Origin of the sequence: Pseudoalteromonas sp. bablab_jr010 (assembly GCF_016464105.1) — a bacterium.
Classification (GTDB): Bacteria; Pseudomonadota; Gammaproteobacteria; order Enterobacterales; family Alteromonadaceae; genus Pseudoalteromonas; species Pseudoalteromonas simplex.
The window spans coordinates 39310-56047 of the sequence record NZ_JACDWV010000074.1; the positions used below are offsets into that span (position 1 = coordinate 39310).

Sequence of the window (16738 nt, forward strand, 5' to 3'; positions counted from 1 at the left end):
TTCCCCCTTGTGTTATTTGTAACACCGTGCAGGGGGTCAGCCCCCTGCTTTTTTTAGGATTGAAGTATGTTTAAAACCCGCATTTTATTGCTCATTATTAGCCTTGTATTTAGTGGTCAATTATTCGCAAAACTGCCAGTGAGTGTGCAGCTATGGTCAGTCAAAGACACCTTAAAAAATGACTTTCATGGTACGCTTAAGTCTCTTGCCGAAATGGGGTTTGACGGCGTGGAGTTTGCCGGAGACTTTGGCCCATACTCACATAACCCAGCAGCCTTAAAAGCAAAGCTCAGTGAATTAGGCTTAGTTGCCAGTAGTGCCCATATCGGCTTTGATGCACTCAGTGAAAACACTATTGATAGCACCCTGCTGTTTTACAAGACCCTTGGCGTTACTACACTTTATGTACCTTGGGATGAAAGAGCATGGCACCCTGAGGGAGTTAAATCTCTGGTTAAAGAGCTTACTAAAGTCAGTGATTATGCAACCCGCTTTGATATGAAGATCGGTTTTCACAATCATAATAAAGAGTTTAATGCTTTTAATAATGCAACGTTTTGGGATTACATTGCCACTAATACCCCCAAGACCATGCCATTGCAGTTAGATATTGGCTGGGTCAATTACGCTGCTAAAGATCCAATCTACTTTATTAAAAAGTACCCTAACCGCACGCTTGCTACACACATTAAAGTACGTACGATTCAGGGTAGCAACATGAGCCCTATTATCGGCGAAAACAACATTGATTGGCCTGCCATCATCGATACTTTAGAGTCGCACGGCAACACCAAGTGGTTAGTGCTTGAGCAAGAAGAATACCCAAACGGGTTAACCCCACTACAAAGCGTTGCTAAATCAAAACAAAACTTAGATAATATTTTACTTGGTTTGTAGAGTTATTTTAGGAATGAGCTCGCTTTAAACACGTGAGCTCATGGCTTGGGTTTAATTTAAATAGTTGCTCACTCACAGCTCTATATTAGGGTTCATCTTGCCAGGAGCTATTGCCTTCAGAACGTTTTGCAAAGCTTTCCGGTTTCCTGATTGGTTTATCTATACTTTTATAGAATATCAAGATCCCAGCTCCACCTATGACGGGGAGTAACCAAACCAGCACTGTTTGTGCTAGTTTTTGAAAAGTTTCAAAATCATTTCTTTTAGAAATTACTAAACTAATTAATATATTGAACACTATTAGCAACCCCAAGCCAGCTAGTGCATAGTTTTCCATATCTTAATCCTATTGATGCCAAAATCACACTGTGGAAACGACCGAACGACGGCTTAAATTGTTTGTTATACGCTTTAAAACGAACAGCTAATCGTCCTTTCTTCGGTGTTTAAAGATAAATCGCCCAAATTGAAAACACAAAACTAAAAATACAATGAGAAAAATAAGTCCATTTACCCACTCAGGCAAAAACTCCACAATCTTCGGAGCAATGAGTTTTAGAATACCGAAAACTGCTACGATGAGAAGAATGAATGCAGTCCCTTTCACAAAAGCACTCCTAAATTTCCGTTCAATGCATCTGTTTATATTTAAAAAATATCAACGTCAAAATTAATTGCGGGAATATCCTTAAATGTACCACCCATCTCGCATAGGGACAAAAAGGATGGCTATATTAACAAGCGGGGACGATTCACATTCTTTAATCCCAGCATGTTCCTTCCAGATCTACAGCGGTTTGTTATGTGGCTTACCTCTTTGATATAGTTTTAACAAATTACTTAAGGTATTGCTATTACAAGTTTTTTAAAATCTTTTATGTAAAGATAAATACATTAATATACTCTCGTCGATCATTTTCACAAAAATATGTACAAAGAATAGTTTGGCCGTTTTCAATAACTCATTATCCTTAATGGAGATATATGACGTGACTTATTCAACTACCCTCTTTTAGATATATCTTATACCTTTCATTGTTTAATATCTTATTTATTTTCAACAAGATAAATAAACCACACCATTAGGAATTAATAATAAAACATTAAAAACAGCTTTTACTTTCATTTTTTCGGCAGATTGTTTTATTTAAGTTGCGAAGTATTATATTAAAAAAGCCTCTCAAGGACTGAGAATGAAAGTATTGAATTTAAGAAAGACTTCTGAAAAAAGCATATGGCTGATGTTAGCTACCCTTGAGGCTGTTTTTGTATACCTTTTAAAAACCCTTTCACAGAAGCACTTTTTATATGAGCCGCTTCTTATACTATTCATGTTAATTTCGTTAGTTCTAACATTATTAATACTTAGTAGTAAAAATGAACTCACAATCTGTCGCCACGGAGTATTTTATAGCTCGCCTTTTGGCAACGCGCATATAGAAGCAACTAAAACGAAGTTGATTAAACAATATTCTAAGTTTGGGTTTAATTGTGTAATTATTATAGGTGAAAAGTTTTTTATTTTTGCCCCTTTTTATAGTTTAACGTCTAGACAACTACAAAGATTAAAACGGTATGATTATAACTTGCTGCATTGGTTACAGGTAACTCATAAACGCAGCAAGTTTCAGGGCCTATAATAATAAGTAAATAGCAATAAAGGGCTTTTATTAGTTTTGCCACTCTTTAAGTACGTCTTTCACATACTCATAGCGCCATGAGTTGAATAGATCTGGCTTTGATGCTGCTTTACGCTCATCGGCATCGAGCTTCCAATTCCAGCTGATCAGCTGGTTAATCTGTTTTTTAGAGGCCAATACATCTTCAGGAATGCCCTGCTCTTTTGCAGCTTTAGTAATTTTTTGTTTAATATCTTTTGCGGCTTTTTTATATGCCGGAAAATCAATTAATCGTTTTAATTGTGCTGGTTGTTCACTAACAGGAACGGCTTTACCACGCTCAATACATTTTAAAATTTCAACGCCCGAACGGTTAACTTCCATTGGCTCAACACCTGGCACTCTGCGTAACGCATTTAAACTTGCAGGCTTGCGCTTAGCAATTTCAACCATGTTGTGCTCTTTAACCACAAAGTTAAGCGCGAGGTTTTTGCGCTCAGCCTTTTCACGGCGCCATGCAGCAAGCTCGCGTAATACCGCTAAGTCGTGCGGTCGTAATTGCCATGCATTTTTAATGTCTTTGTAGAGCTGCTCTGCGGGCGTTTGGTAAGCACGTTTTTGCGCGACTAACTCGCTTTCGCTGATAACAATGTCAAAAAAGCCAGCTTCATCAATTTGTTTTTTAATAATTTCAAAACAAGGCAATAAGTGATACGTATCGGCAGCGGCATAATCTAGCTGCTTTTCAGTGAGCGGGCGCTGTAACCAATTAGTACGCGATTCACTTTTATCAATTTCGATATCAAGTAACTCTTTAACCATGTGCGCAAAGCCCATGCAGTTACCATGGCCTAGTATTTGTAGTGCAAACTGGGTATCAAACAGTGGTGTTGGTACAAAGCCAGCGTATTTTTGAAACACTTCAATATCTTCTGACGGTGAATGTAGTACCTTTAACACCTCAGGGTTTTTAAGTACTTGCCAAAAATCAAAAAGCGACAGCTCAGCCAGAGGGTCGATTAACGCTAAGTGCTCACCATCGTATACTTGAATAAGTGCAACTTCAGGGTAAAGCGTACGACGACGCATAAACTCGGTATCAATTGCCAGAACCGGTTTACCTGTAATTTTTTCTACAAAATCATTTAATTGATTTTGCGTTTCGATCAGTTGATATTGCACTTATACCCCTTTCTTTACCATAAAAAAGCCGGCTAATGCCGGCTTTAATTATTTTTCTTCGTCCTTTAAGGCTCTTCTTAGAATCTTACCAACGTTTGTTTTTGGTAGTTCATCTCTAAACTCAACGAGTTTAGGCACCTTATAGTTCGTTAAATTATCACGACAGTGCTTTATTATATCTTTTTCAGTTAAAGATTGATCTTTTTTCACGACAAAAACTTTAACTTGTTCGCCACTGACCTCATGAGGGATGCCGATAGCTGCTACTTCAAGCACGCCATCGTGCATAGCGACGACTTCTTCGATCTCATTAGGGAACACGTTGAAGCCAGATACGATAATCATGTCTTTCTTACGATCAACAATGTAGAAGAAGCCTTCATCATCGTAAGTAGCAATGTCACCTGTTGCAAACCAGCCATCTTTTAAGCATTCTGCTGTTGCATCTGGGCGGTTATAATAACCTTGCATAACTTGTGGGCCTTTAACCCAAAGCTCGCCCGGCTCACCTTTCGCTGCTTCTTCACCATTTTCAAGCATAAGCTTAATATCAGTGCTAGGAGCAGGTAAACCGATTGAACCGTTATAACCTTCAAGGTCGTAAGGGCTAACAGTTACAAGTGGCGCACATTCAGTTAAGCCATAACCTTCCATTAATTTTGTCTTCGTTACAGCTTGCCATTTTTCAGCAACTGGACGCTGTACCGCCATACCACCACCAAGTGACATTTTTAAGCTTGAGAAATCAAGTTCAGCAAAACCTGGGGTATTTAGTAAACCGTTAAATAGCGTATTTACACCCGTTACCGCCGTAAATTTGTGCTGTGCTAGCTCTTTAACAAAGCCCGGCATATCACGAGGGTTTGTGATAAGTACGTTTAAACCACCGTATTTCATAAATGTTAGGCAGTTCGCTGTCAGTGCAAAGATGTGATAAAGCGGCAGTGCTGTGATAACCACTTCTTTTCCGCGCTCTAATACTTTGTCTAGACAACCTGATACTTGCTCAAGGTTACCAACCATGTTGCCATGCGATAGCATTGCGCCTTTAGATACACCCGTTGTACCGCCTGTGTATTGCAAAAATGCTAAGTCGTTTAAATCAACTTCAGGTTTTTTGTAACCCGCTTCATCACCAGCAAGCGCATCTGCAAATTTGATCACATTTGGCAATGAGTAGCTAGGCACCATTTTCTTAACGTGCTTCACCACAAAATTAACGATGTGCTTTTTAAGGCCGCCAACCATGTCACCCACTTGAGTAACCACGATGTGCTTGACGTTAGTTTTTGGTAATGCTTTCTCTAGAGTATCGGCAAAGTTTGCAAGAATAAAAATTGCTGAAGACTCTGAGTCATTTAACTGATGCTCTAATTCACGCACGGTATAAAGTGGGTTTACATTCACCACTACACAGCCTGCACGAAGAATACCTAAGATAGTCACAGGCGTTTGTAGTAAGTTCGGCATCATAACCGCTACTTTATCGCCTTTTTTAAGACCAAGATCATTTTGAATGTACGACGCAACACGTTTTGTAGCACTGTCTAACTCACGATAGGTCAACTCTTTACCCATGTTGGTAAAAGCTGGAAGGTCACTAAAGTCAGCAAAACTTTTTTCAAACAAGTCGAGTAGCGAGTGATAATGCTCAGGGTCGATTGTTTCAGGCATACCTTCTGGGTAGCGTTTAAGCCAGATTTTTTCCACTCTTAGCTCCTGTTTATAATTATATTTTTTAATAACCTTAAGCTAACTAAGGCCGTTTCTCAATGGAGTAAATACTCTAATGGTGCAGATAATCCCACATTTGATGCAATTATACAATTAACTTGCTTTATACTGCCCAATAAATGCATGAACGTGTTCTAAGGTTAATGCAGGAAATTGCATATGGCAATGGTGACCACCAGGTATCTTATGAATTTTTAACTCTTTGTAATATTTACCATATGCTTCTAAGTTTTGCTTTACAAAAGGAAACCCCTCATCGCCTAAAATAAGCTGACATGGCGCGTTAATTTGTTTAATGGTTGCAATACATTGTGCTTCATCAAAGCGAAATCCTGAGTGATTTTTAAGCTTTGGATCGGTTGTTAAGTACCACTTGCCTGCTTTTTCGTAGCTATTTCGTGTCATTAATAACTCAGCTTGTGGGTATTCAAGGTCACCACTTGCAAGCCTTGCACTAATAATGTGCGCTTTTGAGTCAAATGCGCGAGGGCCTTTGCTGTTTACCCGCGCTCTATTTAATATTGCTTTACGAAGTTGGCCGCTCACTTCATTGCTGTTGGTTGTAACGCAGCCAATTCCCTCAATAAAGTTTACCGATGCTACCTTTTCAGGGAAGCAGCTCGCAAAAACGCCAGCCACCATGGCGCCCATAGAATGGCCAACTAAATGCACTTTCGTTACATCAAGCGACTCAATAAACTTATAGACGTCATCAATGTAGTCAATAAAGTAATAATGGGCGTCACTACTTCGCCAATCAGATAAACCATGGCCAGGAAAATCAAGGCAATACCAACGCTGATTTAGCTGAGCATTTTGTAACATAGGTATGTAACTATGTGCGTTATCAAGCCAACCATGTAAGGCAATCACAACCTCTTCGCCATGACCAAAGGTTAGGCCATGCATTGCCTGAGTGCCAGTTTGAAAAGAAAAAGGTTGCACAATTGCTCCTATTTATTAAGCGTTTCAACTTAAAGGCGTTTATTTATCGTCTGGCTAGTATACAATAATCTTCGCAGTATAAATAAGGGCACAATAATAAGGTTACATCAATGAAATTAAAATTAAGTCTTTTAGCATTATTATGCTCAGCAGGCTCAGTAATGGCTGAATCAGCACCAAAAAACATCATTTATATGATTGGTGATGGTATGGGCCCGGCGTACACAACTGCATATCGTTACTTTAAAGATGATCCAAATACTAAAGTTGTTGACCCAACTGTTTTCGATACTATTTTGCGTGGTATGGCACATACCTACCCTGACGATCATACCTATGTAACAGATAGCGCTGCAGGTGCAACAGCGCTAAGCAGTGGTCATAAAAGTTATAATGGCGCAATTGCCGTTGATACTGATAAAAAACCTGTAAAAACTATGCTTGAAGTTGCCAAAGAGCGCGGTATGACAACAGCACTCGTAGCTACTTCGCAAATCAACCACGCTACACCAGCAAGCTTTGCTTCACATAACGAATCACGCCGTAACTACGACGAGATTGCTAACGACTATATCGATAACAAAATCGCGGGTAAATTACCGGTTGATTTAATGTTAGGTGGCGGCACGAAATATTACGTTCGAGAAGACCGTAATCTAGTGGAAGAGTTTAAAGCCGCTGGCTATCAATACAGCGATGACTTTGCTGCAATGAATGACTTAAAGCAAGTTCCTGCTCTTGGTTTATTTGCTGAAGTTGGTTTACCGTTTGCGCTTGACGAAAATCCAACGCGCCTTACGCAAATGACGACTAAAGCGCTTGATTTACTTGATGGTCAAAACGACAAAGGTTTCTTTGTAATGATCGAAGGTAGCCAAATTGACTGGTGTGGTCATGCAAACGACATTGCATGTGCAATGGGCGAAATGGACGACTTTGCTAAATCGATTGAACAAGCAAAAGCGTATGTAGATAAAAACCCAGATACCCTACTTGTTATCACTGCCGATCACTCAACAGGTGGCTTAACACTGGGCGCGCATGGTCAATATAAGTGGGAAACTGACGTTGTTAAAGGTGTTAAAGCAACTGCCGGCACTATCACAAAAGATCTACTTGAAAACGATGACTTAAAAGCAGTATGGCAAAAGTATTCTGATATCGAATTTACTGATGCAAACAGCATCAAGCTAAACGAAGCTAAGAAAATGGGCGATAAAGCACTGCTACTTGCTGTAAAAGATATCATCAATCATGCCAGCTTCACGGGGTGGACTACTGGTGGCCACACCGCTATTGATGTACAAGTATTTGCCTATGGTAAACGTGCAGAAGATTTCTACGGTTCGCAAAACAATACTGCGATTGCCGACAAGCTGATAGATTTTATTAAGCAGTAATTTTATTGCTTAGAAATACTGTTCAATCATAAAAAAGCCTAAACATTTTGTTTAGGCTTTTTTGTGAATTCAGTATTAGCTTTTATTAATCATACCAGTTAGCTATGCATATACATCAACGCCAATAAGGCTTTGCACTTCGGCGCGGCGCTCTAAGTTAGCAAATTCCGTATAGGTTGAAATCGCGCGACTGGTTTTTGGGTTGCTTGGTTTGTCATAAATTGTTTGCTGATAGCTTTGCGACTCAGCTTTAAATTCATCGGCAATAGCAACAGCTTGAGGACTTGATTTAACATACTCTGTTGACGATTTTTGCTCAGCCGTTTGGTCTGATATCGCTTTAGGCTTATCAGTAATGGTATTTTTACGGCTATATTGACCGGGAATGTCACCGGTATAAAAGCCTGAGCCAATAGGTAAAGTCAAACTCGTAATTCCACATCAAACATGACTAAATTATGTGCCATAACTGACGGGCACGCAAGTCCCGTTATTCTTTCAGTTACTCTCGGCCTGGTAGCTTTTTCCAAGTCACTGTATCACGAACATATTTAGGCTGCGCATTGGCTGCAGTCACTGTATCACCGTGAGCATAAGCAGTTGCAATCGAGGCCAGCATGTACTTTGCATCAGGCAGTAAAATGGCTTCATTTAAACTTACATTTGCAAGTTCTGTAACTAGTGCAGGATAAGTCTGCCAACCTGTACCCACCGCTGTTGCAGCCATTTCAGGTAGCGTTAGCAACTCAGGTTTAATGACTTGCTCTTCATCAACAAGCGTCATCAGGCCATTATTATCAGCTTTATAATGAGCGTAATAAATCTCACCCATACGTGCATCAATAGCAGAAAACACATCGCTGGCTTGGTCTTGCTCAAACGCTTGTTGTGCCATCATCTGCAATGTTGATACGCCAACCAAAGGTAAGCGTGCGGCATAAGCTAAACCTTGTGCAATCGCAACACTGATACGCACGCCCGTAAAGCTACCCGGTCCTTGACCAAAACCAATCACATCTAAGTCGGTTAGTTTACATTGCGCCTTTACGAGTAACTCATCAATTAAAGGCAAAATCTTTTGGCTGTGCTGCTGTGGGCACTCTTCAAAATGATGAAATGTTTGCCCTTGATAATGTAGCACCAGCGATAAAGCTTCAGTTGATGCATCTAAGGCAAGAATATTGTGTTTAATCATCTAAGTTACTCTAATTGATCTGTTCTAAAAACGCGTTTGCCATTGCTAAATCGCGCGTGCGGCGCATAGGTGGCAAACTTTTTAAAAATACTTGGCCGTAATGGCGTGTTACTAGGCGGTTATCACAAATAACCAACACACCTTTATCTTTGCTATCGCGAATAAGTCGCCCTACCCCTTGCTTTAATGCAATGACCGCTTGGGGTAATTGAATATGCGCAAATGGGTCTTTGCCTTGTAACTGGCAATCTTGCATTTTTGCTTGCAGCAATGGGTCATCTGGTGCGGCAAACGGCAATTTATCAATGATAACACAACTTAATGTACTGCCTCTAACATCTACGCCTTCCCAAAATGAAGCTGTGCCAAGTAAAACGGCATTACCATGACGGGTAAACTTCTCAAGGATAATCCGTTTAGACATTTGCCCTTGCATATAAACCGGATAATCCATCTGCGTGGTTAAACCTTCCGCTACTAAGTGCATCATACGATAACTAGTAAACAGCACAAAGCAGCGACCTTTAGCTGATTTAATCAAGTCAAGGGTCAGCTTGATAATTGCATGGGGCATATTATTCGCATGAGATTCAGGTAAGTAGCGCGGCAAACAAAGTAATGCTTGTTGTTGATAATCAAACGGACTTTCAACAATCATGCTTTGCGTTGGCTTTAAGCCAAGGCTAGCGTTAAAGTGCGCTAAGTCGTTATCGACCGATAAAGTCGCCGATGTAAACACAAAACCTGCTCCTGTGTCTTTCATCATCTGAGCGAATTTAGCCGATACATTAAGCGGTGTAATGTTTACCGTTAGGTATCGGCGAGTGGTTTCGTACCAATAACTATAGCCCGTTTGTGCGGTATCAAATACCCGCTCTAACTGACCTTTAAAGGCCAGTGTGCGCTCAAACGGATGCTCTATTTTTTCGCTACGGTCTAAGCATAACTTTAATACTTGGTATAAAAAGTCGAGGTCGCTAATGACCCGGTGCAGTGCTGCACAAATCTCTTTATCAGCAAGCTTTTCACGCCAATCACCACGGCTACCATCAAGCCCAAACTGCAAGCGTAAATCTGCCACGCTAGTTTCTAACTTGTTGAGGGTTTTGCCTAATTGCAGCATATCGGGGATATCAGCGCGGTAAATTGCACGTAAGTCATTAATTAAATCCACCAGCTTTTTAGTGCTAACACTTTCACCAAAATAGTCACTGGCAATTTCACTGAGCTGATGCGCCTCATCAAAAATATAGGCGTCTGCCGTGGGCATTAATTCAGCAAACCCCGTATCTTTCACGGCCATATCAGCAAAAAACAAATGATGGTTGATCACCACCACATCGGCTTCCATAGCATTTAAGCGGGCTTTGCGAATATAACAATCTTGAAAATCGGGGCACTCTTTACCCAAACAGTTATCAGCGGTTGAGCTAACATAAGGCAGTACCTTGGCATCTTCTTCTATGCCTATACAATCTGCTAAATCGCCCGAACGGGTTTCACTTGCAAACTTTGCCACCATCGCAAGTTGATGCATTACATCTGGATCATCAGTTGGCACATGCGCAACGTGCTGACTTAAACGATAGGTACACAAATAATTCGCGCGCCCTTTTAAAAGGGCGACTTTTTTAGTGGCGCTCAGTGCTTTGACTAAATTGGGTAAATCACGATGAAACAACTGCTCTTGTAGTGCTTTTGAACCCGTTGAGATAATGGTTTTGCCTTTTGATTTTAACGCAGGCGCTAAGTAAGCATAGGTTTTACCCGTGCCTGTGCCCGCCTCAACCACTAATTGGTGACGTTTTTTTAAGGCATCGTCAACTGCAACAGCCATGTCAATTTGTGGCTGCCGAGGAGTATATCCATCAAGAGAAAGTGCAAGGGGGCCAGTGGCACTGAAAAGTTGTTTGATAAACTTCGCCAATAGATTAAAAGTGATGGGCAGATTTTACGTAACTGACTTGCCAAGGGCAAGACTAAATGAGGAAGCGTTGCTTCCTCATGGTTAAAAGTATGATTGCGTTTAAATCATTGTCCTTGAATCGTTAATGTCACGCCCGATGCAGCTCGGTAACCCTGTAAATCTATGTACCAAGTTCCACTTTGTGGGTTATCAAATTGACAACTTTCTTCGTTACCATTTTTGTAGGGCCGACATAGATAATTTGAACTTGTTGACGCTGAGCCATAGTTAACATACAAATCTGCATCGCCACTACCGCCAGATATAGTCACCGTTAAATTACTAAGGCCTGCCGGTATTTGTTGAGTAAAGCGCTGCCAACTACCGGTAGCGACGCTCACGTTTGTCTCAGTTCGGTCAACTTTTTCGCCGCCACCTGAGGTGCTATAACTTCCCGTGAGTGACACATTCGAAATCTCATTCCACGCTTCAACCATGACATGATACGTGCCAGTTTGAACTGACGACATCACACAACTTTCATTACTTGTTGAGGTTGTGCTTTTACAATCAAAGTCTTGTAATGTTGGTTTACTGCCAAATTTAACGTATAAATCGGCATCGCCCGAGCCGCCCTCAGTTACAAACTCAAGGTTACTGCTCATTGCGGGTACATCAAGTGTAAAGAATAACTGCTCTTTTGCTGCGCCCGACAAACCTGTTTTAGCTACGCCATTTTCAAGCTGATTAGTCGGCTCAGTTACTACATCACCGGCATTTTTTGCCATTTCAGCAACATAACTCACAGCTAGTTTTGCAAACTTACTCGCGTGAGCCGCATCAAATTGGGCATCATTTGATGTGTGGATCAAAGGGTTAATGTCACTCATCGTTGATTCAAATGGCATTGAGGCGGCAAACCCTTGTTGATACCAAGAGGCATGATCTGAGCAGCCATAACCACATTGATCAAAGCCATAGCTCACTGTGGGCTGGTAAGCATCGAGCAACTGCGATAAATACTGATTTTGCGAAGAGTTTGTGTAATCTGTCATCATCACAATATCAGTGCTGCTGCCGTTATTGCCAGTCATATCAAACTGCACCATGCCTACAACATTCTTACCCTGAGTTTTATAACTCTGAGCAATATCTTTTGAGCCCCTAAGACCCACTTCTTCTGCGGCAAACCCCATAATTTGTATGGTTCGCTGAGGTTGGTAGTTATTTTCCACAATTGCTTTGAGGGTTTGTGTGAGCACTGCAATACCCGAGGCATTATCATCTGCACCAGGAGCACGACCATTACTTGGATTAGACTGATTGATTGAGTCTAAATGACCACCAATAACGACGATTTCATCTGCTTTTTCTGCACCAGGAATGGTCACAATAACTGATGATTGCGAAAAACTATGGTTAAAATACTCAACGCTTATATCACTGCGGCTACTAGCTATTTGCTGCCAATGGCTCTTTAACCAATCAGCTGCATCAACACCACTTTGCACTGAATAATATCGGTTATGAAAGTTCATCATGCTATTAACCGTATCGCTCAGTTCGCTACTATCAATCGATGATATTAGTGCGTTAACTGTCGTGGCATTATCAATACTGTAGTTTACTAGGCTCGCATTCATAGCTGTCTGAGCTACAGTATTTAATTGCTGAGTATAGAGCTCGGCATCTGCTAATGAGTCATGGGCTACAAAACCACCGCAGCGATGATAGTTATCGTGCATAAACTCACTTAAACCAGCGATATCCTGCTTGTTAACGCGCATAAAATTAACTTGATTCAAAGCCGATTTTTGCATCGTAAAATTGCTGTTTAGTTTACGTTTACTCACGGTATCTTGTTGAAAGTGCTCTGCAGCAAGGGCATCAATAGTGACCCAAATTGTTTCGTCTTGCGCTGCATAACTTAGTTGGCTCAGTGACAGTGTTGCAAAGCCTACTAAGCACTGTGTTAGGCGGGTTGTCATAATCAATCCTTTTATGATGTGTATTTTAATGAAAATAAAAAAGGGAGCCGAAGCTCCCTAAAAGGGTGGCTAGTTAGCCGAAATGGTGAGAGTTACACCACTTGCAGCGCTGTAGCCGCGAAGGTCGATATACCAAGTACCCGCTTGTGGGTTTGTAAATGTACAGGTTTCGCTATTGCCGTTTTTATATGGACGGCAGTCATAGCTAGATGTTGTCGATTGCGAACCAAAATTCACATACAAGTCAGCATCACCAGAGCCACCAGAAATAGTCACATCCAGTGACGAATAACCCGCATCTAGATCTTGTGTAAAACGAGTCCAGCCATTTCTTGCTACACTCAAGTTAGACTCAGTGCGGTTAATCGGCGTTACACCACCACCGCTGCCCGAATCATAGCTACCTGTGAGTGATACACCTGAAATTTGATTCCACGCTTCAACCATTACGTAGTAAGTACCTGCTTGTACGTTACTAATAGCGCAGCTTTCTGTACTGCTAGATGAAGTGCTTTTACAATCAAAGTTGCTCAGTGTTGGTTTTGCGCCATACATAACGTAAAGGTCTGCATCACCACTTCCACCAGTTGTATTGAATTGCAAGTTCGTTGCGTCTGCTGGCACTTCAAGAGTAAAGAACATTTGATCTTTAGCAGCACCACTGATCCCTGTACGTGGCACACCATTGGTTAGTTCTTCATCACCGCCCGGAGGTGGCTCAGTTGTTCCACAGCTACTACCCGCACTCAAGCTCGAAGTCACACCAACCGCCGCAAGCGCAGCTTGAACATCTGCTGGTTCGTAATTTAAATCACACGCTGCATCCATCACGCCGTTACCTGCTAAATCCCAGTTTGTGCTGGCTGTCCAGTAAAGTTGGTTAGCGCGTGCCATCACAACAAATGCCTTTTGCGTATCCCAACCTGGTGTTGTTGCAAGGTTATAAAATGCCTTGTTGAATACACCTGAGCTGTAGTGCACATCCATACCAGAGTAATAATTGTTTTGATGGTCAATCGAGCTGCCATCTTGGGTGGGGTTATTCATGTAACGTAATGCACCGTTACCTTTAAAGATTTCCTGACCTACTAACCAGTCATTTGAGCCTTTCATGTAAAACTCAGCTGCTTCACCTGCCATATCAGAGAAAGCTTCGTTCAAACCACCTGATTTACCTGAATAAATAAGCCCTGAATTTTGTTCGGTAAAACCATGGCTCACTTCATGGGCCGATACATCAAGGCTAACCAGTGGATAAAACGTATTTTGACCATCACCAAATGTCATGGCACTGCCATCCCAAAATGCATTTTCGTAGTTATTACCATAATGAACACGCATTTTTAGCTGGAAGGTTAAAGGCGCGGTACCTAACCAGTCGCTATACATATTGAAAATAACGTTACCAAAATAATGTGCATCATTTAATGGCGAGTATGCCCCGTTTATTTCTTTAAAGGTATTTTCTGGGCATGTAAACGAATACGCTGACGAACCACTTGTACCACCATTTAAATTAATGGTTCTTACGTTAGCGTTATTCATCGTACAAGTACTGCCTGACTGAGTAACATCTAGGCTGTCAAAATCAGTACCGTAAATGTATTTACCGGTTTTTAAGTTACCGCCTGGGCCCGTTGCACTGGCATGTTGTAAGTTATCGAAGCTAAATAAAACTTCACCGCTGTTTGCATCAATAATTTGATACGGACGAGATGGGTTATCACCATACGTCACATAAGATACTTCATACACTAGGTGTGCAACGCTGTCTTCATCTAGCCAAATAGCTAAGCGTGATTGTTCATTATGCTTTTTTAACCCAACTGATTTAATTGCAGCGGGTGAGTTAGCAAGGCCCTTCGCCATTGCTTTTTTCTTGTTAAGTGCCGGAGACACTGAGTCGATGTCGGCGGCAATGTCATACACTGCTGCACCATGTGCGCGTTTTAATTGGCCATTACCATCAAATGTAAGGCTAACCGTATCGCCGATGACAGGTAGACCTTGATACATCTGCTGATAACGGCGCGTGGTGTTGCCGTTACTTGTTTTGATTTCTTTTAATACAACTAAATCATTCCCTGCACCTAAACCAACTAACTGATTTGGATTTGCACTCAATACAGATGATGCATTGGTTTGCAAAGCTTGGTTAATCCCTGTTTGTTCGTTTAGGTATTTCTTGTTCGCAGCTACTGCACTTGTTGCTTGAGTCAAAGCAAAAGCAGCAAGAGTTGCTAGTGTGATTTTAGATAAATTCACGTTTACGCTCCGTTAGATTGTTATGTATTTAATATTTTCCTAGTAACCGGACTGCACTGTTCCCGATTAGTGACCAGCCTAGATTGATTGGAACGAAATTGAAAATGAAACAAAAAATTTACAAATAAAGTATTAACTCTAAACTAAAACCTTATAATTAACAGTAGGATAAGAAAATTAAAGTTTATTAATTGTTAACAAATAGAGTGGGAGTGTAAAATTATTGATACAAAATAATAACATTTGATATACATTTGTACCTTTTATTTGTATTTAATATTGCTCATTTCATTATTTGTGGTTCAAAGATGAAGGCTTAAATATCCACAAAAAGCCTGGGTACATAATTTGCAGCAATACCAAGTACCTAGAATTTAAGGACTAAGCATGAATACTGAGTTGATACAAAATGAATGGCTAAATGAGCCTTGGCTGGTTGTCATTGGAGGCACTGCACTAGCAGCTATCGCTTTGTTCTTATTTAGGTTTGTAATTATCTATTGTTTAAAAAAATGGACTCAACGCACTGACTTTGTGTTCGACTCTTTATTGGTTGAATCACTCTCTACACCATTGACCTTGTGCACAATGATGGTGCTTGTGATCATTTTTGGTCAGTTATTAAACACCACCGGCTTTATGGCTGAGCACCCCTTACCTATTGCGGCCACCGCTAAATCCATTTGTATTTTTGCCTTAGTGTTATTTTTAGATCATCTCTTATTTGGTACCGTTGATTATTACAGTGCCCGCTCGGTGGTGGTTTCGAATAGTCATAGCATCATTAAAGGCTTGATCCGCTGTGCAATTGTGTGTGTTGGCTTATTGGTGTTATTAGGCACGTTAGGCATATCAATCACCCCAATTATTGCCTCATTAGGCATTACCTCTCTTGCCGTCGCTTTGGCTTTGCAACCGACACTCGAAAACTTTTTTTCTGGCGTGCAGTTGGTGATTGATAAACCAATTCGGGTCGGCGACTTTATAGAACTTGAAAGTGGCGAACAAGGGTTTGTTGAGAAAATTGGTTGGCGCTCAACCTGGGTGAAAATGTTGCCGAACAACATGATAGTCATCCCCAATAGTCAGCTGTCTAAATCACGCATCATTAACTATTTTTACCCTGAAAAAGAGCTCAGCGTCCCCGTTGAGGTGGGTGTTCATTATGGCTCCGACCTTGAAAAAGTTGAGCAAGTAACTTTGGATGTAGCAAGACAGATCTTAAAAAGCCATGAATGGGGCATCGATGATTACGAGACCTTTGTGGTCTTTCATACTTTTGACCAATCAAGCATCAATTTTACGGTGATGTTAAGAGCACAAGAGTACTTTAACCGCTTTTGGGTAAAATCTGCGTTTATCAAAGCATTACATCAACGTTACGCAAAAGAAGGAATTGTGATCCCTTACCCAATCAGAGCTATAAATACCAGCCAAGAATCGGCTCACTTTAAACAGGCTGATTGACCTAACTGAAGTTATCATAATTGCACATTCATCAGTTTTTTTTTGTCTCTTTTGAGACATTATTAACAGCGATTATACATATGCAATCAGCACCTTGAATTTTTACTCTAAAATGTCATAAAAATCGCATAAACACTGTG

Annotated in this window: 13 protein-coding genes; 4 read left to right on the top strand and 9 right to left on the bottom strand. The window is 40.9% G+C overall.

Annotated features, from left to right (window positions below):
* The first annotated feature begins 66 nt into the window (after positions 1-66).
* Positions 67-897, top strand: coding sequence for a sugar phosphate isomerase/epimerase (locus tag JIG37_RS06495; protein WP_199528990.1), 831 nt, complete (start codon positions 67-69; stop codon positions 895-897).
* A gap of 85 nt (positions 898-982) precedes the next feature.
* Here JIG37_RS06495 and JIG37_RS06500 read toward each other — a convergent pair whose 3' ends face one another.
* Positions 983-1234, bottom strand: a complete 252-nt coding sequence (locus tag JIG37_RS06500; RefSeq protein ID WP_054552034.1) for a hypothetical protein — start codon at positions 1232-1234, stop codon at positions 983-985.
* Between the two features lie 856 nt (positions 1235-2090).
* On the opposite strand from JIG37_RS06500, the gene JIG37_RS06505 reads away from it, so the two are divergent.
* Positions 2091-2537: a hypothetical protein gene (locus JIG37_RS06505; RefSeq protein ID WP_199528991.1), complete on the top strand. Its 447-nt coding sequence runs from the start codon at positions 2091-2093 to the stop codon at positions 2535-2537.
* A 30-nt stretch (positions 2538-2567) separates the two neighbouring features.
* Here JIG37_RS06505 and rnd read toward each other — a convergent pair whose 3' ends face one another.
* From rnd to JIG37_RS06520, 3 genes are all read right to left on the bottom strand, one after another.
* Complete coding sequence (gene rnd, locus JIG37_RS06510; RefSeq protein WP_063707455.1) at positions 2568-3698, bottom strand: ribonuclease D; 1131 nt, start codon at positions 3696-3698, stop codon at positions 2568-2570.
* Between the two features lie 48 nt (positions 3699-3746).
* Positions 3747-5408, bottom strand: coding sequence for a long-chain-fatty-acid--CoA ligase FadD (gene fadD, locus JIG37_RS06515; RefSeq protein ID WP_054552030.1), 1662 nt, complete (start codon positions 5406-5408; stop codon positions 3747-3749).
* 117 nt (positions 5409-5525) lie between these two features.
* Positions 5526-6377, bottom strand: a complete 852-nt coding sequence (locus JIG37_RS06520) for an alpha/beta hydrolase (protein ID WP_054552029.1) — start codon at positions 6375-6377, stop codon at positions 5526-5528.
* Between the two features lie 110 nt (positions 6378-6487).
* Between JIG37_RS06520 and JIG37_RS06525 the strand changes: the two genes are divergently transcribed.
* The gene (locus JIG37_RS06525; RefSeq protein ID WP_199528992.1) at positions 6488-7777 is read left to right on the top strand and encodes an alkaline phosphatase; all 1290 of its coding nucleotides are present in this window, start codon (positions 6488-6490) and stop codon (positions 7775-7777) included.
* Positions 7778-7879: 102 nt separating this feature from the next.
* Here the strand turns inward: JIG37_RS06525 and JIG37_RS06530 are convergent, their stop codons facing one another.
* The 5 genes from JIG37_RS06530 to JIG37_RS06550 all read right to left on the bottom strand — a co-directional run bounded on the left by JIG37_RS06530 (position 7880) and on the right by JIG37_RS06550 (position 15131).
* Positions 7880-8203 carry a hypothetical protein gene (locus tag JIG37_RS06530; RefSeq protein WP_054552027.1) on the bottom strand — a complete coding sequence of 108 codons (324 nt, stop codon included), beginning with the start codon at positions 8201-8203 and terminating at the stop codon, positions 7880-7882.
* Positions 8204-8279: 76 nt separating this feature from the next.
* Positions 8280-8972, bottom strand: coding sequence for a tRNA (adenosine(37)-N6)-threonylcarbamoyltransferase complex dimerization subunit type 1 TsaB (gene tsaB, locus JIG37_RS06535; protein WP_187491030.1), 693 nt, complete (start codon positions 8970-8972; stop codon positions 8280-8282).
* A 10-nt stretch (positions 8973-8982) separates the two neighbouring features.
* On the bottom strand, positions 8983-10899 hold the full coding sequence (locus tag JIG37_RS06540) for an ATP-dependent DNA helicase (protein ID WP_199528993.1): 1917 nt from the start codon (positions 10897-10899) through the stop codon (positions 8983-8985).
* A 104-nt stretch (positions 10900-11003) separates the two neighbouring features.
* Positions 11004-12866 carry a M28 family metallopeptidase gene (locus JIG37_RS06545; protein ID WP_199528994.1) on the bottom strand — a complete coding sequence of 621 codons (1863 nt, stop codon included), beginning with the start codon at positions 12864-12866 and terminating at the stop codon, positions 11004-11006.
* A gap of 69 nt (positions 12867-12935) precedes the next feature.
* Positions 12936-15131 (bottom strand): pre-peptidase C-terminal domain-containing protein, encoded by a 2196-nt coding sequence (locus JIG37_RS06550; protein WP_138616634.1) that lies wholly within the window; start codon positions 15129-15131, stop codon positions 12936-12938.
* A gap of 387 nt (positions 15132-15518) precedes the next feature.
* Between JIG37_RS06550 and JIG37_RS06555 the strand changes: the two genes are divergently transcribed.
* Positions 15519-16598, top strand: a complete 1080-nt coding sequence (locus tag JIG37_RS06555; RefSeq protein ID WP_199528995.1) for a mechanosensitive ion channel family protein — start codon at positions 15519-15521, stop codon at positions 16596-16598.
* Positions 16599-16738 lie beyond the last annotated feature (140 nt).

Coding starts and splice junctions, on each gene's coding strand:
- JIG37_RS06525 (WP_199528992.1), top strand. CDS start 6,488: ATGAAATTAAAATTAAGTCTTTTAGCATTATTATGCTCAGCAGGCTCA.
- tsaB (WP_187491030.1), bottom strand. CDS start 8,972: ATGATTAAACACAATATTCTTGCCTTAGATGCATCAACTGAAGCTTTA.
- JIG37_RS06545 (WP_199528994.1), bottom strand. CDS start 12,866: ATGACAACCCGCCTAACACAGTGCTTAGTAGGCTTTGCAACACTGTCA.
- JIG37_RS06495 (WP_199528990.1), top strand. CDS start 67: ATGTTTAAAACCCGCATTTTATTGCTCATTATTAGCCTTGTATTTAGT.
- JIG37_RS06555 (WP_199528995.1), top strand. CDS start 15,519: ATGAATACTGAGTTGATACAAAATGAATGGCTAAATGAGCCTTGGCTG.
- JIG37_RS06505 (WP_199528991.1), top strand. CDS start 2,091: ATGAAAGTATTGAATTTAAGAAAGACTTCTGAAAAAAGCATATGGCTG.
- JIG37_RS06500 (WP_054552034.1), bottom strand. CDS start 1,234: ATGGAAAACTATGCACTAGCTGGCTTGGGGTTGCTAATAGTGTTCAAT.